Origin of the sequence: Rhodococcus sp. MEB032 (assembly GCF_030208925.1) — a bacterium.
Taxonomy (GTDB): domain Bacteria; phylum Actinomycetota; class Actinomycetes; order Mycobacteriales; family Mycobacteriaceae; genus Rhodococcus_F; species Rhodococcus_F qingshengii.
In genome coordinates, this window is record NZ_JARVSY010000019.1 from 1 (window position 1) to 17,262 (window position 17,262).

Annotated in this window: 27 protein-coding genes and 3 pseudogenes; 23 read left to right on the plus strand and 7 right to left on the minus strand. The window is 61.3% G+C overall.

The window, feature by feature from the left end; genetic code table 11:
* Positions 1-63: 63 nt before the first annotated feature.
* The 8 genes and pseudogenes from QRN54_RS20345 to QRN54_RS20380 form a co-directional block, all read left to right on the plus strand.
* Positions 64-465: pseudogene (locus tag QRN54_RS20345) on the plus strand (DUF2637 domain-containing protein); the annotation flags it as partial.
* Between the two features lie 44 nt (positions 466-509).
* Entirely contained in the window at positions 510-944 is a 435-nt protein-coding gene (locus QRN54_RS20350) for a DnaB-like helicase N-terminal domain-containing protein (protein WP_232330067.1), read from the plus strand.
* 14 nt (positions 945-958) lie between these two features.
* Positions 959-1,135 carry a hypothetical protein gene (locus QRN54_RS20355; RefSeq protein WP_165638551.1) on the plus strand — a complete coding sequence of 59 codons (177 nt, stop codon included), beginning with the start codon at positions 959-961 and terminating at the stop codon, positions 1,133-1,135.
* Positions 1,132-1,344, plus strand: coding sequence for a hypothetical protein (locus QRN54_RS20360; RefSeq protein ID WP_054781723.1), 213 nt, complete (start codon positions 1,132-1,134; stop codon positions 1,342-1,344). The genes QRN54_RS20355 and QRN54_RS20360 overlap by 4 nt, the downstream gene beginning before the upstream one ends.
* Before the next feature lie 2 nt (positions 1,345-1,346).
* The gene (locus QRN54_RS20365; protein WP_165638552.1) at positions 1,347-1,514 is read left to right on the plus strand and encodes a hypothetical protein; all 168 of its coding nucleotides are present in this window, start codon (positions 1,347-1,349) and stop codon (positions 1,512-1,514) included.
* A gap of 86 nt (positions 1,515-1,600) precedes the next feature.
* A complete protein-coding gene (locus QRN54_RS20370) occupies positions 1,601-2,401 on the plus strand; it encodes a Fic/DOC family protein (RefSeq protein ID WP_058036950.1) in 801 nt (266 codons plus the stop codon).
* Positions 2,398-2,961, plus strand: coding sequence for a recombinase family protein (locus QRN54_RS20375; protein WP_054781726.1), 564 nt, complete (start codon positions 2,398-2,400; stop codon positions 2,959-2,961). Before QRN54_RS20370 ends, QRN54_RS20375 begins: the two co-directional genes overlap by 4 nt.
* A 942-nt stretch (positions 2,962-3,903) precedes the next feature.
* A complete protein-coding gene (locus QRN54_RS20380) occupies positions 3,904-4,653 on the plus strand; it encodes a GAF and ANTAR domain-containing protein (RefSeq protein WP_054781727.1) in 750 nt (249 codons plus the stop codon).
* A 426-nt stretch (positions 4,654-5,079) separates the two neighbouring features.
* Here QRN54_RS20380 and QRN54_RS20385 read toward each other — a convergent pair whose 3' ends face one another.
* Positions 5,080-5,436: a hypothetical protein gene (locus QRN54_RS20385; protein WP_054781728.1), complete on the minus strand. Its 357-nt coding sequence runs from the start codon at positions 5,434-5,436 to the stop codon at positions 5,080-5,082.
* A gap of 617 nt (positions 5,437-6,053) precedes the next feature.
* Between QRN54_RS20385 and QRN54_RS20390 the strand changes: the two genes are divergently transcribed.
* From QRN54_RS20390 to QRN54_RS20400, 3 genes are read left to right on the plus strand one after another with little or no spacing between them, the layout of a single operon-like run.
* Positions 6,054-6,242, plus strand: a complete 189-nt coding sequence (locus QRN54_RS20390) for a hypothetical protein (protein ID WP_058036953.1) — start codon at positions 6,054-6,056, stop codon at positions 6,240-6,242.
* Positions 6,243-6,288: 46 nt separating this feature from the next.
* Positions 6,289-6,876, plus strand: coding sequence for a type 1 glutamine amidotransferase domain-containing protein (locus tag QRN54_RS20395; protein WP_058036954.1), 588 nt, complete (start codon positions 6,289-6,291; stop codon positions 6,874-6,876).
* A 14-nt stretch (positions 6,877-6,890) separates the two neighbouring features.
* Positions 6,891-7,118 carry a DUF6480 family protein gene (locus tag QRN54_RS20400; protein WP_058037006.1) on the plus strand — a complete coding sequence of 76 codons (228 nt, stop codon included), beginning with the start codon at positions 6,891-6,893 and terminating at the stop codon, positions 7,116-7,118.
* 87 nt (positions 7,119-7,205) lie between these two features.
* Here the strand turns inward: QRN54_RS20400 and QRN54_RS20405 are convergent, their stop codons facing one another.
* Entirely contained in the window at positions 7,206-7,475 is a 270-nt protein-coding gene (locus QRN54_RS20405) for a DUF7218 family protein (RefSeq protein WP_054781729.1), read from the minus strand.
* A gap of 235 nt (positions 7,476-7,710) precedes the next feature.
* On the opposite strand from QRN54_RS20405, the gene QRN54_RS20410 reads away from it, so the two are divergent.
* Both QRN54_RS20410 and QRN54_RS20415 read left to right on the plus strand, forming a co-directional pair.
* Positions 7,711-7,866, plus strand: coding sequence for a DUF6131 family protein (locus tag QRN54_RS20410; protein ID WP_087503864.1), 156 nt, complete (start codon positions 7,711-7,713; stop codon positions 7,864-7,866).
* A gap of 64 nt (positions 7,867-7,930) precedes the next feature.
* Positions 7,931-8,210: pseudogene (locus tag QRN54_RS20415) on the plus strand (low affinity iron permease family protein); the annotation flags it as partial.
* 195 nt (positions 8,211-8,405) lie between these two features.
* Here the strand turns inward: QRN54_RS20415 and QRN54_RS20420 are convergent.
* Positions 8,406-9,182: a SigB/SigF/SigG family RNA polymerase sigma factor gene (locus QRN54_RS20420; RefSeq protein ID WP_054781731.1), complete on the minus strand. Its 777-nt coding sequence runs from the start codon at positions 9,180-9,182 to the stop codon at positions 8,406-8,408.
* Positions 9,179-9,607, minus strand: coding sequence for an ATP-binding protein (locus QRN54_RS20425; RefSeq protein ID WP_139799826.1), 429 nt, complete (start codon positions 9,605-9,607; stop codon positions 9,179-9,181). Before QRN54_RS20425 ends, QRN54_RS20420 begins: the two co-directional genes overlap by 4 nt.
* A gap of 534 nt (positions 9,608-10,141) precedes the next feature.
* On the opposite strand from QRN54_RS20425, the pseudogene QRN54_RS20430 reads away from it, so the two are divergent.
* Together QRN54_RS20430 and QRN54_RS20435 are read left to right on the plus strand one after the other, a co-directional pair.
* A pseudogene (locus tag QRN54_RS20430) lies at positions 10,142-10,267 on the plus strand (thioredoxin-disulfide reductase); the annotation flags it as partial.
* Positions 10,264-10,509: an ANTAR domain-containing protein gene (locus tag QRN54_RS20435; protein WP_308115469.1), complete on the plus strand. Its 246-nt coding sequence runs from the start codon at positions 10,264-10,266 to the stop codon at positions 10,507-10,509. The pseudogene QRN54_RS20430 and the gene QRN54_RS20435, both read left to right, overlap by 4 nt.
* Before the next feature lie 68 nt (positions 10,510-10,577).
* Here the strand turns inward: QRN54_RS20435 and QRN54_RS20440 are convergent, their stop codons facing one another.
* Complete coding sequence (locus QRN54_RS20440; RefSeq protein WP_058036957.1) at positions 10,578-11,345, minus strand: GAF and ANTAR domain-containing protein; 768 nt, start codon at positions 11,343-11,345, stop codon at positions 10,578-10,580.
* A 269-nt stretch (positions 11,346-11,614) separates the two neighbouring features.
* Between QRN54_RS20440 and QRN54_RS20445 the strand changes: the two genes are divergently transcribed.
* Complete coding sequence (locus QRN54_RS20445) at positions 11,615-12,262, plus strand: GAF and ANTAR domain-containing protein (protein WP_075835087.1); 648 nt, start codon at positions 11,615-11,617, stop codon at positions 12,260-12,262.
* Between the two features lie 58 nt (positions 12,263-12,320).
* On the plus strand, positions 12,321-13,019 hold the full coding sequence (locus QRN54_RS20450) for a GAF domain-containing protein (RefSeq protein WP_042445280.1): 699 nt from the start codon (positions 12,321-12,323) through the stop codon (positions 13,017-13,019).
* A gap of 194 nt (positions 13,020-13,213) precedes the next feature.
* Here the strand turns inward: QRN54_RS20450 and QRN54_RS20455 are convergent, their stop codons facing one another.
* Positions 13,214-13,414, minus strand: a complete 201-nt coding sequence (locus QRN54_RS20455; RefSeq protein WP_042445278.1) for an Rv3202a family protein — start codon at positions 13,412-13,414, stop codon at positions 13,214-13,216.
* 27 nt (positions 13,415-13,441) lie between these two features.
* Entirely contained in the window at positions 13,442-13,786 is a 345-nt protein-coding gene (locus QRN54_RS20460) for a MerR family transcriptional regulator (protein WP_054781737.1), read from the minus strand.
* A gap of 164 nt (positions 13,787-13,950) precedes the next feature.
* On the opposite strand from QRN54_RS20460, the gene QRN54_RS20465 reads away from it, so the two are divergent.
* The 6 genes from QRN54_RS20465 to QRN54_RS20490 all read left to right on the plus strand — a co-directional run bounded on the left by QRN54_RS20465 (position 13,951) and on the right by QRN54_RS20490 (position 16,980).
* Positions 13,951-14,409, plus strand: a complete 459-nt coding sequence (locus QRN54_RS20465) for an Hsp20/alpha crystallin family protein (protein ID WP_058036959.1) — start codon at positions 13,951-13,953, stop codon at positions 14,407-14,409.
* The gene (locus QRN54_RS20470) at positions 14,406-14,792 is read left to right on the plus strand and encodes a hypothetical protein (protein WP_058036960.1); all 387 of its coding nucleotides are present in this window, start codon (positions 14,406-14,408) and stop codon (positions 14,790-14,792) included. Before QRN54_RS20465 ends, QRN54_RS20470 begins: the two co-directional genes overlap by 4 nt.
* Positions 14,793-15,112: 320 nt before the next feature.
* Positions 15,113-15,376 (plus strand): hypothetical protein, encoded by a 264-nt coding sequence (locus QRN54_RS20475; RefSeq protein ID WP_054781739.1) that lies wholly within the window; start codon positions 15,113-15,115, stop codon positions 15,374-15,376.
* Between the two features lie 60 nt (positions 15,377-15,436).
* Entirely contained in the window at positions 15,437-15,601 is a 165-nt protein-coding gene (locus QRN54_RS20480; RefSeq protein ID WP_156423042.1) for a hypothetical protein, read from the plus strand.
* Positions 15,602-15,864: 263 nt separating this feature from the next.
* A complete protein-coding gene (locus QRN54_RS20485) occupies positions 15,865-16,008 on the plus strand; it encodes a hypothetical protein (protein ID WP_164490684.1) in 144 nt (47 codons plus the stop codon).
* Positions 16,009-16,740: 732 nt separating this feature from the next.
* On the plus strand, positions 16,741-16,980 hold the full coding sequence (locus QRN54_RS20490) for a hypothetical protein (RefSeq protein ID WP_042445260.1): 240 nt from the start codon (positions 16,741-16,743) through the stop codon (positions 16,978-16,980).
* Positions 16,981-17,262: the final 282 nt, after the last annotated feature.

The window sequence follows — 17,262 nt, forward strand, 5'->3', positions numbered from 1 at the left end:
CAGCGTGAGCGTTACCGCTCCGTCGGTCCGTGCTTCTACACACCAATTAGGAAAAACCCGATCATGAACGACTTTAGCCTCCGGGCTGCCCGTATCCAGCTAGGCGCATTGCTCGCCGCACTCGCACTCGCGATCGTCATTGCACTCGGCATCACCACCGGCGCATTCGTACTTTCCTTCGCCGTACAACGCGACCTTGCACGGCAAGCGCTGATCCCCGAACACCTGACCTGGATTTTCCCGGCGATCGTCGACAGTGCAATCCTCGGCGCGACCATCGCCATCGCCATCGTCATCATCAGCAAGCTCAACATGAACAAACGCGACAGAGGCTTCTACATAGCGCTTGCAGTCAGCGTTGTCGTGATCAGCATCCTCGGAAACGCGTACCACGCCTATCACGCAGCAATCGCCGCACGGCAGTTCATCGTCGGTGGGGGAGACCTCGGGTTCAGTCCCCTCGCGAGTACAGCACCGCCCTCGACGTCGAGGCTCAACTCCTGTGCTCGCTGCTCTGGGCGCCGGCTGAGAGCGCGAAACGTGCCGTCGCAGCTCTGACCAGCGCAGACTTCTACCGGCCCGTGAACGCGGCACTGTTCACCGCCATCGAGGAGCTAGTCACTTCCGGCAAACCGCACAACAGTGCCCATGTCTTCGCCACCTTGCAGCAGGAAGGACGCACCAGCGGGCACCTCGGGAAACAACTCACCAAAGCACTCACCGACATCAGCACCATCGGCGTCCCGTCCGCTGAACTCGAGCACAAGATTGCCGCAGTCCTCATCCAGGCCTACCGGCGCGGATTCCGCGAAGCAGCACGATCCCTCGCCCAAGCCGCCGAAGAACTCCCCGAAGACCAACTGTTCGAACACCTGCTCAGCATCGGCCGCGAACGCCGCGCAGCCTCCCAACGCCTCGCAGCCATCCGCGAAGGCCGCCCATGACTAACAAACCGAGAGTGTTGAAACACAGCATCTTCGGAGTCCTCGCGCTCGCCGTCGCAGCCCTGGACTTCACCATCGGCACCAAACACATGATCACCGCCGGAATCATCGCCCTCGCCGCCTCCGTCTACAGCTTCACCAAAGCCGCCAGCCTCCGAAAAGCCCCAAACGACAAAGGGAATCGACCATGACGACCGAAAAAGACACCAGCAAACCCGGCTGGAAAGCGCACACCGTCGTCGCGCTGATCAGCCTCGCCGTAGGCATCATCTTCCTCACCGGCGGAACAACCATTTCACTCATCGCCGGAACAAGCCTCCTCGGGCTTGCCGTCTACCACTACGTCGTAGCCCTACGCCTCCGCCGAGAACTCAAGACACCCGCCGAAGAGGAGGGTTGAACGTGAGCGACGACGAACACGATGCCTGGCAACTGCACCACCACGGAGCCAGCTGGGACGACATCGGCACCGAAATGGGATGCAGCCCCACCACCGCGCAAACCCTCGCAACCGCCTACGAGAAACGCACCGACAACGCCGCCGCACAAACCCAAAACACTCTGTTCTGAAAACCCGTCCGTAGGTCCGTGTCGGAGCTACCAGGCACAATCGCCGGAAACGACAGAAAGGAACGCCATGAACAACGAGATCACGAATGGCGGAATTGGCAGCGAACCCGATCGACGGACACTTCGACTTCGCGCACCTGCAAGCAATCCACCGGCACCTACTCGGCGACCTGTACGAATGGGCCGGTGAAATCCGCACCATCGACACCGCGCCAGGCGATCTCGGCATCCTCCACGACCCACCCGCCGCCATCCCAGGCGAACTCGACCGAGTGTTCACCGACATCAACAGCGGCGTCTACGTCAACCACCACAGCCACGAAGCGTTCGTCCAGGACCTCGCCGGACACTGGGGAGATCTCACCAGTGTCCACCCGTTCGTCGACGGAAACTCCCGCACCCAAAGGGTTTTCTTCGACCAACTCGCACGCGACGTCGGATGGGCAATCGAATGGCGCGAACTCAGCGCCGACGCCGTCCAAGCCGCCCGCAACTTCGCCTACATCGACGGCGGAACCATCCTCGCCGACGTCCTACGACCCGCGATCAAACCTGTCACCGAAGTGCCCATGGACTCCATCGCCACCGCACCCCGCGAGAACGTCATGACGTTCCCCGAGCACTGGCAGGCGATGATCGAGCACCACGACACCATGCCCGAACAGACCTATACCTGGGCGAGCCAGATCAAACCCGAAGCACCACAACATGACCCACAGACGACCGAGATCCGGCCAGCCCCCAAGCCGGCCGCTCCGGAACCGGAACTAGCCGACCTCGACACCACCAAGTTTCACACCCACTGGAGCCCCGAGGTCGACCACCAACTCATGAACAGCCGCACCATCCCACAACACAGCAGCAGACCAGAAGGACCGAGACTGTGAGCATCATCGGATACGCCCGCGTCTCCACCCTCGAACAAAACCCCGAACTGCAAGAACACGCACTCCGCCAAGCCGGAGCGATCCGCATCTTCACCGACTACGAATCCGGCTCCAAAACGCAGCGCCCCCAGCTCACCGAATGCCTGAACTACCTACGTGACCACGACGGTGATGTCCTCGTCGTCTGGAAACTCGACAGGCTCGGACGATCCGTCCGCCACGTCATCGACACCGTTCACAACCTCGGTGAGCGCGGCATCGCATTCCGTTCCCTCACAGAAGGATTCGATACCACCACCGCAGGCGGCGAATTTCTCTTCCACATCATGGCAGCCCTTGCCCAAATGGAACGCCGCATGATCGTCGAACGTACTCACGCCGGCCTCGAAGCCGCCCGACGTCAAGGTCGACGCGGCGGCCGGCCGACTGTCATGACCCCGGAACGCACTGAACTCGCCCGTGCACTGCGCGAGCAAGGGAGGAGTCTTGACTCCATCGCTTCGACACTGGGCGTCGGTCGGTCCTCTGTCGGCCGTGCACTCCTGACGGCCATCCAATAGCTCGATCTTTTTCGGAAGACGGTAGTTCAGTTGTGAATCTTGTTGCAGTCTCTACGAATACCGATGGTACCGGTTGGCTCGGTGAGTGTCCTCTCGGAGGTTGAGGGGCTCGATCACGGTGGACTGACCGAGACTGATACCGACCGAAGCTCCTCAACAGTTTGTGGGCCACCGACTGCACCCGCCAGTGAGCCTAATCATGAAGGCTACGCGTTCGTCTCCGTCTCGTTGGAACGGAGACACGGAGACTTTAGCGCTGAACCGCGATGTAATTCGCTGTTGGAAGGGTGCTCCGCGAGGCTGGAGGAGGACTTCGGGACGGGGAGCCGTCCGGAGTCGAGGAAGATGATGCGACGTTCGATGTCGACGTGTGATTGCAGAATCGTCCGCAGAACCGTCCGAGGAGGGTGAAGCCGACAGCTGTTTGTACTCCGTGTAGCCACTACAGGTGTGGGGAGGCGCAGACCGGCGATCTTGGCTACGTAGGTGCGTCTGGTCGGTAGTGGGTCCGCATGGATGTGGCGTTGCGGCGTTTCCCCATACCGTTGAAGGTCTGTGGTCGGGGCGGGTTTGCGTTGGTGGTGTGTGGGATACCTCTGGGTTGCGGTATCGGGAGCACTCGAAAAGGATTTCGGGGCGCCGCGCAGACGACCTGCCTTCCGGCTGTCCGCTCGCCGGGGGTGGGTCAGCCCCGAAATGGGGCATCCTGGTACGGGCAGTGCCGGGATGCGCATCGGGTTCGCTGGCGTCGGCGCTCACACCTCGGCGCCGGCGAACCACCCTTTGGTTCGGGTTGCTGGTGCGGCGGGACCGCGGCGTCGTGGTGGGGTTTGGTGGTGGTGTGTTCGGGCATTCGTGAGTTGTTGACAAGTGGAGATCGGGGTTTTGCCCATTTTCGTCGTGTGCCGTCACGGTCTCGTGGGAGTGCGTGTGAGGTGTGGGATGGATGTCGTACGAAGCGCTGCTGTCGGTGATGGGTGGTTTCCTCCGCTCGATGCGGCTGCCGAAGCGTTGCAGGATCTGTATCGGGTGTTGAATCCGGCCGGTCACATCGAGAAGTATCTGAACCGGTTGTGTGAGCATGCGGTGGAGTTGATCGAGGATGCGGACATGGCGGGGGTGACGGTTCTCGATGAGGAGGGTGCTGCGTCGACGGCGGCGCGCACGTCCCGTGAGGTCGTCATAGTAGACGAGCTGCAGTATCGGTCGTGGGCGGGTCCGTGTATCGAGGCCGCGGAGAGCGAGCAGATCGTGGTGGCGGACCGCACGACTGCCAGTGAGCGGTGGCCGGGTCTGGCGTCCGAGGCCCGGCGATTCGGGGTGCAGAGTTTCCTGTCGATTCCGTTGCCTGCGCTCGAGCCCGGGGTGCGTGCGGGTGCGGTCAACGTGTACGGCAGCCGTGCGGACGGGTTCGCTCGTTCTGAGGTGGCGTTGATGAATTTGTTCACCACTGCCGCTGGGTATGCGATCGGCAGTACCGAACGTTACCGGGGTGCCCGGCAGTTGGCTCTGCAGCTCGAGCGTGCTCTCGATTCGCGGGCGGTGATCGATCAGGCGAAGGGGGTGTTGATGGCGGTCCACGGTGTCGATGCGGATGCGGCGTTCGCGATGCTGGTCGAGAGATCCCAACGCACCAACACGAAACTGCGGGCGGTGGCAGAGGATCTGCTGGCGAGTGTGCGCATCACCTAGAGATGATGACAAGCCCTCGCCGATGCCGGGCAATGAGCGTGCGAGGGTCCGCGTCCGGGGTCGTGCTGATCGGTTGATGTGAGGTGTGACTCCTCCGACCTGCCGCTGGGCCACCCTACGATCGGCACACACACCGCACCCTCGTTGTGGGGCCGGAACTGTCTGGGTTTCCGAAACCAATGAGAGAGCACTGCATCACACGTGTCGCATTTCAGTCCGGTGAGGGCTGGTACTTTCAGCCGATCGGGTGCAGGGTGAGAATCGTCCCGGTCTGTGCTGGCTCGGGACTGTTGTTCTGCCGGACGTCGACTCCCATCCCCGTCCGGCAGAGCCCGTTCGTAGCGAATCGAGAACCGTTGGTTCGGTGACAAAGCAGGCTCCTCGGCAACAGACGCCTCGTTACCGAGCCACGGACGCGCTCGGAGTTCAGCGCTGGTCGTCGAGCGGGGAGATCGATTGTTCGAGCAGATATTCCTCGGGTGCCGGCCATAGGGTATCGAGTTCGGCGGAGAAGGCTTCCATAAATTGCCTTGCGCGAACTCCGTTCTGCCACAGGATGAACGAGGAGCTAGCTGCGACATTGCTCGACGAGTGTGTGAGTGCTTGACACCCCACCGTCAGTGGCACCACCAGGTCGTCGTCGGTGCCGGCAGGTCGTCGTCGGAACGAATGCGATCGTCCAGTTCCCCAAGGCCTCGGCGCCGACGACTGAACTTCTTCCCAGCCGAGTTCGTTGACGTCCTGCAACCGCGCGGATCTCCCAGAGCGCACGGTCATTGCCACGTCACGTTTCCTCAGTGCGTGAGCTGGGTAACAAATCGGGGGTCGGTGAAGGAGGGCTTGTGGTGGATGTCGCGTCGTGGACGGAGTCTGAAGAGCACGAAAGGTGGTGGCGCGAGATCGTGGGAATCGCACCTTTCGAAGACCGCCGTGTGGCAAGAGATGTCGGAGACTTGCCGTGTGCCAAGGATTCCACGGCCTCCGCAGGCACGAATGGAAGCCCGCTGCGTTTCGCGGCGTGACGGCGGCCTGAGAGCCGGCCTCATAGAAGGGTGGATGCACGGTGCTGAATGTTGTTCTGTTGCTTGTGATGCTGAGTATCGGCATGGGTGTGGTGATGTGTCTGGACTTCCGATGGCTTCGCTCTTCGGCTCGAGATGATCGTCGACGGTTTGCGTATCGGGGAGATGCGGGGATCCCCAAGTCGTAAATCTGTTTCTGACGGCTCAGGTCGCATACCAGCGACCTCTCTGATCGCCTCGCGCACTTCGTGTGTGAACCGTACAGTCGGCGTACGACGCGCGGGGTCAGCGCCTGAGCGTCCATGGTGACGGTACGGGTTGATACGCCGTCGTCGCAGTCGATGATTGAAGAAGCATCGGCTGGGGAAGCCGACCCGAATGGCTACTTACAGAGTGATCAATCCTGCAGGCGACGTCACCGCGACGCGCGAGATCGACAGCGCTGACGATGCGCATGCCTGGTTCGTCGATGCCCGCGCCGACAACTCGGAACTGGGATGGCGCATGGAAGTCCAGCATGACGGTGAATGGTCGTTCTTCGACGACACCGAGGGCGCATCCAGCTGAGCAGTCGCTCGACGGTTGTGACGAAGATGAGGGAGGACGTTCAAGCATGAGTCGACTACTCGCAGGAAAGAAAGTGGCATTCCTCGTGGCGACGGAGGGAGTCGAACAAATCGAGTTGACGGACCCGTGGGATGCGTTGGTTGCCGAACACGCTCAGCCGTCGATTGTTTCGACAAAATCCGGAACTATTCAGGCATTCAATCATCTCGACAAAGCTGACGTCTTCGACGTGGATGCGGTGGTCGAGTCGGCGAAGTGGTCGGAATACGACGCACTCGTCCTACCCGGTGGTGTGGCCAACCCTGATTTCCTTCGTGTGAATCCAGGGGCGGTGGCGTTCGCCCGGAGTTTCTTCGACGCCGGGAAGCCTGTCGCAGTGATCTGCCACGGACCGTGGACGCTGGTCGAAGCCGGCGTGGTCGCCGGTCGCACGCTGACGTCGTGGCCTAGTTTGCGCACCGACATCACGAACGCCGGCGGCACGTGGGTGGACGAAGAAGTCGTGGTCTGTACTTCAGGACCGAATACGTTGATATCGAGCCGCAACCCCGATGATCTGCCGGCGTTCTGCGCGACACTGACCGACACGCTCCGGCAGTCCCAGGCATCGACGACGACTTCCGAGGGAAGTTGACCGGGAGGAACATCGTGACTTCTACACCGCCCGAACCAGATCCGGACAATACCCCTGACCTGGAACCCGGAGGCGGGGTCAAGCCGGGGAGCACCCCGCCCGATGCTCCCCAGACGTCGGGATTGTCCGAACCCGAACCCGCGACCGTCAAACGCTTTCCAGGAACAGGAATTGCAGCGATGGTCGCGGTCGCGTTGGTTGTCATCGTTTTCGTCATCGCCGCGGTGGCCATACTGGCATGATTTCTGCGCTTCGGACCGAGCGGTGTCGCATGGCGATTCGTACACAGAAGCCGAGTGTCGGAGTGGACCTGACGCCAAGGGCGAGGTTCAGTGATTTCGGAGGGTATCGATCAGTTCGCTCTTCTTGAGTTTCGAATAACCGTGAAGATCCAGCTCTTTGGCACGCTTCTTCAATTCCTCCACCGTCCAGTCTTCGTACGGCGAAGACTTGCCCCCGGATTTACCCACACTCGACCGCCCACGATTGGCGGCCGCGTTGGAAATCCGTGCCGCCTTCTGCTTCGAATCCCCTTTCTTTCGTAATTCTTCGTAGAGGTCCTGATCCTTGAGTTGGGGTTGTGAGTCTTGGCGAGCCACTGGTGCGTCCTCCCACTGTGCCTTTGAACTGAGGGTCCGGTCTCGTACAGGTGCTACCCGTGAGGTGGACGATCAAACCGGAAAACAAGGCACCCTGTGTCACCACCCGAAAGCAGTCGAGGAGTCGGTCGCATCAGGCACGGCCGTACCTGCGCCCAGCCCGTTCCAAGTGTTTGAGGACTGTGACCAGCGGGTACGTCGCCCTCGATGGGTGATCCGTGTCGAAGGAGGGTCCATGATCATTCTCGGAATTGTCTTGTTGATCGTCGGCTTCTTGACTGGCATCTCGATCCTGTGGACGATCGGCATCATTCTCGTGGTGATCGGGGTCGTTCTGTTCGCGCTCGGCGCCGCCGGACATGCTGTCGGTGGTCGGCGGCACTACTACTGACGCTGCGGCGCCGGCCCCTCGGTCACCGCGGAACTCACGTCCATTGCGCATCTGACATGTCACGGTTGTGCTCTGGGCTCCGTCATTTTTCCTGTTGGGCACCATCGTCACCTGGCAACTGATCATCACCACCGTCACCACCATCGTCACATTCCTCCTCGTGGCGTTGCTCCAAAACACCCAGAAACGCTCCGACGACGCCGTTCAGCACAAACTCAATGCCATCGCAGACGGCCTCGCCGACCTGATGAAGCAGCTCTCGAAAGAGCACCTCGAACTCGGCAAAGACCTCAAAGAAACTACGCATGGCCGGTGGACTCGAAGATCACGAAAGTGCGTCCTGAGCCATCTTGTCCACCGTATGCGTCCGCTTCGCCTGCAGAACCTATGATTCAGTGCCGGATCAGGCCGAACTCATGGGCACACGATCGAATCGGGAGCACATCACACCATCATCCGAAAGCAGTCGAGTGAGTCCTTCGAGTTACCGCGGACCGGGGCGAGCTTCCTTGTCCGTCCTGTTTCGTGCCCATCGTCCCTCAATTGGTGACTTCGCCGATTTCGCGGCGCAGGGACTCGAGAGACCGGCTGAGCAATCGTGAGACATGCATCTGGGAAAGGCCGACCTTCTCGGCGATTTCCGATTGAGTCAGTTCCCCGAAGAACCGGTACACGAGGATTGTCCGTTCGCGTTCAGGCAGAGCGAGGAGCGCAGGCCGGAGGGTTTCGTGGTTGTCGATTCCGTCGAGCGCGGCGTCGTACTCGCCGAGCGTGTCTCCGATTGACGCCCCGTCGGGCGCAGTGACGGCGTCTAGCGATGCGGAATGATAGGAATCTCCGGCCGCCGCGATGTTCACGATGTCGGCCGGTTCGACACCCAGATCTGCCGCGAGCTCGGGGATCGTGGGCTCGCGACCGAGAGTCTGGGTGAGCGTGGCTCGCGACCTTTTGAGGCTTAGGTAATTCTCCTGGAGTGAGCGTGGAACTCGGACATCCCAACCCCGGTCACGAAAGTGCCTGCGCACCTCACCCATCATCGTCGGGACGGCAAAGGACAGAAAATCTTTACCTTTCGCAAGGTCGAAGCGATTGACTGCATTGACCAGACCCAGACTGGCGACTTGGACGAGATCCTCGTGTGACTGGCCTCGTCCTCGATACCGCCGGGCAATGTGATCGGCGAGGGGCAGACAGATTTCGATGATTTCGGTGCGAAGCCGTTCGAAATCGAGATCGTCGGCGGGCAGGGCGGCAAGGCGCACGAACAGAGCGGTGACCTCCGTGTACTCGTTGTCCTCGAGGCCGGGCGGGGTCACGAACCCGCCTGCAACGCCTTGGTGAGTGTGATCGTGGCCATCCAGTTTTTCTCTGGAAGGGTGGGCGGGACCTGCTCGAGGACTACGCCGTCGGCCAGAGTGTCAAGGACGTGCCATATGAAGGACGAGGTGCTCGTGGTGATCTGACCCGTCGTTGTCGTCGAGAGGATTACCTGCACAGTGGCGACGTTTCCGTCGAATGTGCACGTCAAGGTGCTGAAGGGGAGAGCACGGGAGATGAGAATGGTTGCAGCTTCGTCTGCCGCGAGGACCAGGTCTGACAACCTGCTCAGCGAGAGTGCATAGTGGGCGGCCACGGTCCGGATCAGTGATCGCAGTACTGGGAGTTGGTCAGGTGATGCGGAGACGGACAGTGAAGGTGTCGTTGCGGCCGGTGAAAGGATGGCCCGCTCGAAGGACGTCACGTGAGTGTGCTCCTGTACCTGAGGGGTGCAGGCTGCTCCTGGTGAGAGCCACGGTCGCACACCCGCATAGCCTGACAAACCGTTCAACTGCCCAGCCGTTTTCAACTACGCAGTGGATCGGCGGTCAAACATCGAGCTTAACGCTGTTGACGGTTCTGCAACAGGACTCGATCGAAGTGAGCGTATAGCGCCGGGGAATGGAAATCCCCAGCAACCCGTACGAGGAGCCACGATCTATAGCGGTGCGGCTTCCTGGCTATGAATACCGCCCGTTTCGAATCCTGCACATCCGCCAGTCGACCTCCCCGGACGACACTGACCACCGGAAACGAAGGGCAATTGGCACCACATCAGAAGCATCAATCTTGCATCTGATGCAACCCGTCTCCCTGGCCCAGATATGACGAAGCCGCCGGCACCGAAGGTGTCCAGTGGCTTTTCAGGATCGGTGCCCGTCTTGCGCTTATCGGCAAGCGGCCGCTCGAAGCGGCATTTCTTTCGGTGATACCCCGGCAGAACCGAACACCGACAGGTCAGGCGATCACCGCTGTCCGCGCCGGATGCGCCGCAGCAATCGACGCCGAACGCTGGCTGCTCGACAGCGGCGGCATCACCGCCAACACGTTCCACTCGGCCGGCCATACCGTAGACGCCGTCTGACTCTTACACCCAGCGAAAGGAACTTTGAGCGTGCTCTCGATTCGCGGGCGGTGATCGATCAGGCGAAGGGGGCGAAGGGGGTGTTGATGGCGGTGCACGGTGTCGATGCGGATGGGGCGTTCGCGATGTTGGTCGAGACGTCCCGACGTACCAATACGAAAGTCAGGGTCGTCGCGGAGGAATTGTTAGCGAGCGTGCGCACACCTAGAGATGACGAGGCCCCTCGAACGCGGCGATGGTGAGTTCTCCCGCCTATCGACGGCACGCCGCTTCGTGCCGTCGCAGCGTTCTGACCGGTCGATCGGAAGCTCTATGTGCGTTGGTCGTCGGCTGAAATGATTGTCTGACGTGCAACGTCCAGTAAATCCCGCGACTGATGACGTGCTGAAGCCTGTAGTTCGGAAAGCGCGGTCTGGGGGTCTGTATTGCGGCGGATCATTAAGATTCCGACTGCTCGTTCGATGTCGGCACGTGAGTCGATTCCTCGGCGCAGGGCGTTGGCGGCATGTTCGAGTCGATGGTCTGTTGCGATGGCGTCGAGCCCCGCTCCCAGATATTCGGCGATGACGACGACGAGATCGCGGTCCCGGTCCGTCTCTGCCACCGCTGAATGCGAGTACAGGTTCAGCGACCCGACCGGCACGTCGGCGTTGAACAGTGGTATCGCGAGAAAACCTTCCAATCCGGCGTTGCGCGCAGCAATGCCGAGAGTTGGCCACCGTGTGCCTAATTGTTTGACCGACATTCGGACCGACCGACCCGTGCGCGATGCTGACAGGCAGGGTCCGTCACCGAGGAGATATTGCGTGCGATCGAATTCTTCTACACGTTCATCGGTAGGGGCGAGGGTGAACGGTTCGCTGTCCAGGGATGCCGTGACACCGGCGTGATCAACACCGACAACCAACTCGACGGCGGCGATCGTGCATCGAATCATCAACTCCACGACTCGATCCGGGGAATCAGCCGGTATGGAGAGAGATTGTTCGAGGCGATCGATGAGTCGCGGCTCGCGACCTTGTGCTCGTACGAAGGCGGCCGACGGTCGCGCGCGCGGATGAGAACTGTCGAAGTTCATGATTTCTTGCCCGATCCGCGCGGTGGAAGTGGTCCACCAACGAAAAGTGGCACCGACGCGGCCGACTCGGCCGCGCGCCTGAGAAGTACCTCTATTCGGTAATCTCGACTTTACGCCGGATCGGAGTGACCAGGCGCCGTGTGTGTCCCGTGAAGGCGACTGAGGAGGTGCGTCCTGTGAATGCAGATCCGAGAGGAAGTCAGGACACACCCGAATTTCCCGACGAATCCGGAAGTGAGAGAGGGCGCCGCGCATCAGTCGAGTTGCCGATGACCGCGAAACTGTGTCGACAGTGTTTGAGGCTGGCGGAAGTTCAAGGGGCGGCGATCACAGTGCTCAGCAGCTCTTCGTCGAGGGAATTGATGTACGCGACGGACTCGGTGGCACAACATCTCGACGAACTACAGTTCACCGGCGGTGACGGTCCGTGCGTTGATGCATTTACAACTGAGCGACCGATGTTCTGCAACGACACTTCCAGTGATTCCGCCAATGACATCTGGCCGGGGTTTGCCAGCGAGGCAGACAAAGCCGGTGTCGGATCGGTGTTCGCCTTTCCGCTCAGGGGCGGAGGTGATGTCTTCGGTGTGCTCGAACTGTACCGTCTCGATCCCATTGGCCTCGACGACGAGCAGATCGAATTGGCGACTGCGAGTGCCGCTGCGATTTCGATGGCGATTCTTGCCGAACTTCCTGTCACCGGTGATCTGGACGCCGGGATGCTCGTCAATGCCTTTCACCGACCCGAGGTGAACCAGGCAGTCGGGATGATCGCGATCCAACTTCGTGTCTCGGTCGAAGAGTCGCTTTCTCGGCTTCGAGCCGCCGCGTACTCCTCGGGGAGGCCGATTTGGGAGATCGCCGCAGATGTCGTGAATCGGCGGATCCGATTCGCACACGGTGGTGACGACGGATGACATCTGATTCGGAAAGATCGCGCAATGTCTCTGCAGTACTTGACGATGGGAGCCCAGGATGAACACCCCCGCAATACAATTGAGCATTGCCGAGGTGACTCATCTTCTCACCACCGACTTCGATTCCCTGCGTGTACTCGAGACGATCGTTGAGCGATCGAGACAGAATCTGAGCGGTGTGTGGTGCGTCCTCGTCGTGCGAAACGGGGAGCAAGGTTATCTCGATGTGTTGGTGGAGTCGGCAAATGCCGAGTTCGTTCCCGACCGGACTCTTGCCATATCGGGTCCGGCTGCGCTGAGCGCTGAGAGCGGAGCGGTTGTGATGGTCGACAGCTTCAAAGACGTGGGGGAGCGGTGGCGGAAATTCGGTCGCTCAGGACTCGAACATGGGCTGGGCGGGTGCCGCTGCTTTCCGATGAGGTTGGGTCGGACATCGCTCGGATCACTCGTGGTCTTTACTCACGATTCGTGGCACAGCGCGGAGCGTAGTAATGCATACGGGCAGTCGATGGCAGATTTGGCCGCTCTGACTCTGTCCACGGACAGTCGTCAGGATCGTCATTCGCAGGTGGTGACGGCGGTCAAGAAGCTGATCGCGGTCCGCGGCGACGTGGAACAGGCAGTCGGCATGATCGCCGAACTCGACGGTATTTCGATCGAACTCGCAACTGCACGGCTGGCGGAGAACGCGCGGCGACGAGGGATCAGCGCCGCGGCGTACTCGTCGTTGGTGCTGGCGAACCCGGATGCCCGGTGAGGCAGAGCCTCCTAGGTGGCACGAGCATGAAGTGATCCTTACCGGGAAGTTTTCGTATCGTATGCACTCTCAGACCCGGTCGTGCAGTCGTTCCCGAAAGAGCTGTTAGACAACGTATTCGGATACAGAGATGCCTCGGGTCGGCAGGGCGTTCCCTGCCCGGTTGGTGTAGTGCACCAGTCGGACAGGGAACCTCAGCGTTCGTCGTCGAGCGGGGCGGGTGTCGATTGTTCGAGCAGATCTCCCTCGGGCGCCGGCCATGGGGTGTCGAGTTCCGTGGTGAGGGCTTCGAGGTCGACGGCATCCACTGCATTCGGGTCGGCTGGGATGGTTTGTTCGAGGTAGTCGGTGTCGGGTGTCGCGTCGAGGGCTGAGCGAATGCGGTTGTCTTCCATGGCGGTGGCCCTTTCTCTGTCGGGCGATCACGGACGTTTCTCTGTGTCGTGTGTGTTTTTCCGGCGTAGGTGGGCGTTGTCTGCGCGTAGCCGGGTGTTGTCGCGGCGTAGTAGGGCGGTGCTGTCTTCGAGTTCGAGGACTCGTTTGATGCCGACGAGGTTGATGCCGTCGGCGATGAGTTCTGTGATGCGGCCCAGACGAGTAAGGTCCTCGTCGTTGTAGCGGCGGGTACCGCCGCGGGTGCGGGCGGGGGTGATCAGGCCGTACTGTTCGTAGAGTCGCAGCGTGCCGGCGGTGAATCCGGAGAGCTCCGATGTCACCGAGATCGCGTACAGGCCAGGGGGTTCGGCGATAGCGGGGTTGCGCGCCATGATGGTCCTCCCATCAAAGAAATTTCGATATCTGCGGGCAAGCTCTTGATCCGATGTGTGTTTGATGATATACCAAATCTACAGCATCTACTGTAGAAGTTCGGTGGATGCGGTGGTGGTAGTCAGTGAACGGTTCCAGTGACTTTTCCTGGAGGTGACCGAAAATGTTGATGCGCACCGATCCTTTCCGTGACCTTGACCGCCTGACCCGACAGCTGTTGGGTACTGCTTCGCAGCCGGCGGTGATGCCGATGGATGCATGGCAGGAAGGTGAGCAGTTCGTCGTCGAGTTCGATCTTCCCGGCATGGACCCGGATTCACTCGACCTCGATGTGGACCGCAATGTGTTGACGGTGCACGCCGAGCGGCCGGTTCGCGCCAGCGAGGCGGAGATGATTGCCGCTGAGCGCCCGCGCGGGGTATTCAGTCGTCAACTGTTCCTGGGCGAGAACCTCGACACCGACAATATCGAGGCCGGCTACGACGCGGGCGTACTGAGGTTGACGATCCCGCTCGCGGAGCGGGCCAAGCCCCGCAAGATCGAGATCAGCAGCGCCGGGAACAGCAACGGGAGCAGCAAGGAGGTGGGCCACAAGCAGGAGAGCAAGCAGCTCGATGCGTGAACAGCACGCCGGAACAGTCCGCAGTCCACAACAGCAGGTTTCGAGAGGGTGCAGCGACAATGACTGGGGTCGATGACGTCGAGATCGACCGCATCGCCGAGGATGAGCGTGAAGTAGCCGGCAGGGGTCGGCGCGGCGACTCGGAGTGGGAGAGGCTGGGTATCCGCCTCTGGCACGAACTGGAATATGCTGCCGTGGTGGAGGATTCGGATCGGATTCTCGCCGATGCGCTCACTCCGGCGGCGTGGGTGTTGCTCACCCGGATTGCCGGCTGCACCCTCGACCCCGGCTTGGTGGCCCCGCCGATCATGATGTCCCGGTATACGTATCGGGTTCCGGTGATGCGGCCTCGGGCGACCCAACGCTCCCCTCCACAGGGTTAGGGGCGTGGGCGGGTTTCTCGTTGCCCGGCCCTCGACGGCGCAGCGGGGGACCCTCGGGTGTGAGGACTTGCGGGCAGGGTCCGTGGGTTCTTGCGCGGTGGTTGCCGAGACGCTCACACACTGTGACGTCTTTTGCGAGTACCGAGCAGCAGCGGGTACAGGCCTTGGACGGTAGAAAGTGCGAGAGGTGTGACCGGCTCGGCAATCACCTTTTCCGGCGCGCAGCGTGAACGCATACCGTGCAGAGTTTCGTCCGAACACAATGTCTACGAGTTATTTTCGGTCTACCAGCTTCTTTCGACAGACGGCGAGGTTGCGTGATGGAACGGTACAGGTTCACGTTCGCGGACGGATCGACCGCCGAGGAGTTCTTCGATTCGGACAACGAGGCGATCGTGGCGGCGACGGCGGCCAACGGCGGTAGTAGTGGGGGATTGCATGTCCAGCGCTACGACCACCTCGGGGCGTTGTTGCCCACGAAACTGCCTCCCGGCGGGCACCGCGGCACATGGTGCCCGAAGATCGGCATGCCGAGCCCGGCGCTGGTGGCGGAGTCGACGGTCGATCCGACGTCGAAGCTGTGAAGGGTTTACAGGACCGTAGGCGGGGTAACAGGTGGTCAGAGGACATGAAGGAGTACTCGCATGGATGTCGATGACCTCGATGTGGTGGTGTGGCCGGAATCCGAGGAACGTGAAGCGTGGTGGCGTCAGGTCGTCACAGGGGGCAGCGCGGGTGCCGCGACGTCGACGATGACACCGAATCGGAGTATCGAGGACGCCTCTTCTCGGATTCTGCACGCTGCGTAGATTCGTCGAGAGCGCAATCCCACCCGCCATGGGCGGTGGCGTGTGTCCGCCGGTGGGGGTCGATAGTTCCCCGTCTGGAATCTATCGACGCCGTTGGCGGAGTGCAGTTGTGCGTCCTTCCCGTCGGCAAGGGCGTGCAGGGTCCGTCTGGTCGTTACTGACGAACGATCAGACGGACCTACCCGGCTCATGTCGTGTGGTCTGACGCCGTTCGGCCGAACCGCTTCTAATCTTCAATCCTCAATGTGTGAAGGACCTTTCAGATGAACGTTCAGACTTCGAGATCGAACTCGTGGCCGGCTGTGCACAGCGGTTCGATGAGTACTGCCGAGATCAAGGCTCGTATCGAGTCGATGTACGCCGACCGAGGCGCTCTCGTTCCGAAAGGCACCGGAACAAAGTCCTGAGTATCGGCTGGGACCGAGTTGGGAGCGGCAGTAGGTCGATCCGTGGCCGAGCCCCGGGAGTTCGCGGGTCAGGGTGCGGTGGGGAAACCGTAGCGGCGGCGCATGTGGGCGACGTCGTCGTCGGTGCACGCGGTGGCGGCGATCCATCGGCAGGCCTGCTGAGAGTCGGCGTGCGTCCCGGGCTCGGCTCTCACCGGCGATGCCGAGGTAGGGGCAGTGTTCTGCGGGTGCTGCGTACGAGGATGTTATCCAATCGCAGCTGCTGATTATCCGCGAGGCGAATTTTGTCGTAGAGCACAGTGTGCGGAGTTCCGGTCAGCGAGGTGTGACCGGTTGCGGGCGACCTTTTCGGGGGTTTCGCTGGGTGTGGGCGATTCGCCGGCTGCTGGTGACGGCAGCCGACGAATCGGGCGTATCCCGTTGGCTCGCGTCGTGTGGGATGCGCGCGGGCCGTTACCGGTTGGTGCTTGCCGGGAAGGGCCCTGTTCGGCGACTCGTTGCCTGGGCAGCGTTCCGCCGTCAGGGCGGATTACCCGGCAAGGCGGATGGTGAAACCGGTGCAGCGTCAGGACTGATGCGCGTACACGTCAGTTCTGTCGGCGGCCGCGGATTCTCCCGGGAGTGGGGGGCGGTGTTCGTTGACGATTGCCGATGCGCCGCGTGGACGTCGTCTGTGCGGGGTATGGCCATGGACAGGGGAAAGTCGGCGGGAATAGAGAAGGAGAGAGGGCCATGAGTGGGCTGGAATCCGGTGCGGCGACGGGTACACGGGACAAGGACTACAACTTGATCTGGTTCGTCGAAGCGTCGTTGAGTAATGCGTTGCGTATGCAGACCTACATCGACGATGCCGAGCGTGACGGGGACGGCGAAGTGGCCGATCTGTTCCGTAAAGCCCAGAGCGAGAGCCCCAAGGGTGCGGAGATCGGGAAGAAGTTGCTTCTCGACAGGCTCGCCCAGACTGCCGTATGAGTCTGGTTCACCGTGCGTTGGGACTGACTGACCCCACACGGTTGCCAGAGGGGAGATCGTGATGATCAATGTTGCAGTGCTGGTGATCGTGTTGTGTATAGGGTTGGCTGTCGTTGCGCGCCTGGACTTCCGGGAGCGCTGATCGGCTGGGTGTGGCGGATCCGAACTTCCGGTATGCGGTGGTGACGGTCGGGTCTTCGGGGGATGCAGCATCGCACTCGACTCGCAGCCGAACAACCTTTCGCCGGTTGAGGGATGCCTGTCGCAGCGTTCGGGGATAGG

Excerpts from the sequence above, each read along its gene's own strand:
- QRN54_RS20475 (WP_054781739.1), top strand. The coding sequence starts at position 15,113 with ATGGAACGGTACAGGTTCACGTTCGCGGACGGATCGACCGCCGAGGAG.
- QRN54_RS20445 (WP_075835087.1), top strand. The coding sequence starts at position 11,615 with ATGACCGCGAAACTGTGTCGACAGTGTTTGAGGCTGGCGGAAGTTCAA.
- QRN54_RS20490 (WP_042445260.1), top strand. The coding sequence starts at position 16,741 with ATGAGTGGGCTGGAATCCGGTGCGGCGACGGGTACACGGGACAAGGAC.
- QRN54_RS20390 (WP_058036953.1), top strand. The coding sequence starts at position 6,054 with ATGGCTACTTACAGAGTGATCAATCCTGCAGGCGACGTCACCGCGACG.
- QRN54_RS20460 (WP_054781737.1), bottom strand. The coding sequence starts at position 13,786 with ATGGCGCGCAACCCCGCTATCGCCGAACCCCCTGGCCTGTACGCGATC.
- QRN54_RS20485 (WP_164490684.1), top strand. The coding sequence starts at position 15,865 with ATGAACGTTCAGACTTCGAGATCGAACTCGTGGCCGGCTGTGCACAGC.
- QRN54_RS20410 (WP_087503864.1), top strand. The coding sequence starts at position 7,711 with ATGATCATTCTCGGAATTGTCTTGTTGATCGTCGGCTTCTTGACTGGC.
- QRN54_RS20395 (WP_058036954.1), top strand. The coding sequence starts at position 6,289 with ATGAGTCGACTACTCGCAGGAAAGAAAGTGGCATTCCTCGTGGCGACG.
- QRN54_RS20465 (WP_058036959.1), top strand. The coding sequence starts at position 13,951 with ATGTTGATGCGCACCGATCCTTTCCGTGACCTTGACCGCCTGACCCGA.
- QRN54_RS20440 (WP_058036957.1), bottom strand. The coding sequence starts at position 11,345 with ATGAACTTCGACAGTTCTCATCCGCGCGCGCGACCGTCGGCCGCCTTC.
- QRN54_RS20360 (WP_054781723.1), top strand. The coding sequence starts at position 1,132 with ATGACGACCGAAAAAGACACCAGCAAACCCGGCTGGAAAGCGCACACC.
- QRN54_RS20455 (WP_042445278.1), bottom strand. The coding sequence starts at position 13,414 with ATGGAAGACAACCGCATTCGCTCAGCCCTCGACGCGACACCCGACACC.
- QRN54_RS20380 (WP_054781727.1), top strand. The coding sequence starts at position 3,904 with ATGGATGTCGTACGAAGCGCTGCTGTCGGTGATGGGTGGTTTCCTCCG.
- QRN54_RS20480 (WP_156423042.1), top strand. The coding sequence starts at position 15,437 with ATGGATGTCGATGACCTCGATGTGGTGGTGTGGCCGGAATCCGAGGAA.
- QRN54_RS20370 (WP_058036950.1), top strand. The coding sequence starts at position 1,601 with ATGGCGGAATTGGCAGCGAACCCGATCGACGGACACTTCGACTTCGCG.
- QRN54_RS20450 (WP_042445280.1), top strand. The coding sequence starts at position 12,321 with ATGAACACCCCCGCAATACAATTGAGCATTGCCGAGGTGACTCATCTT.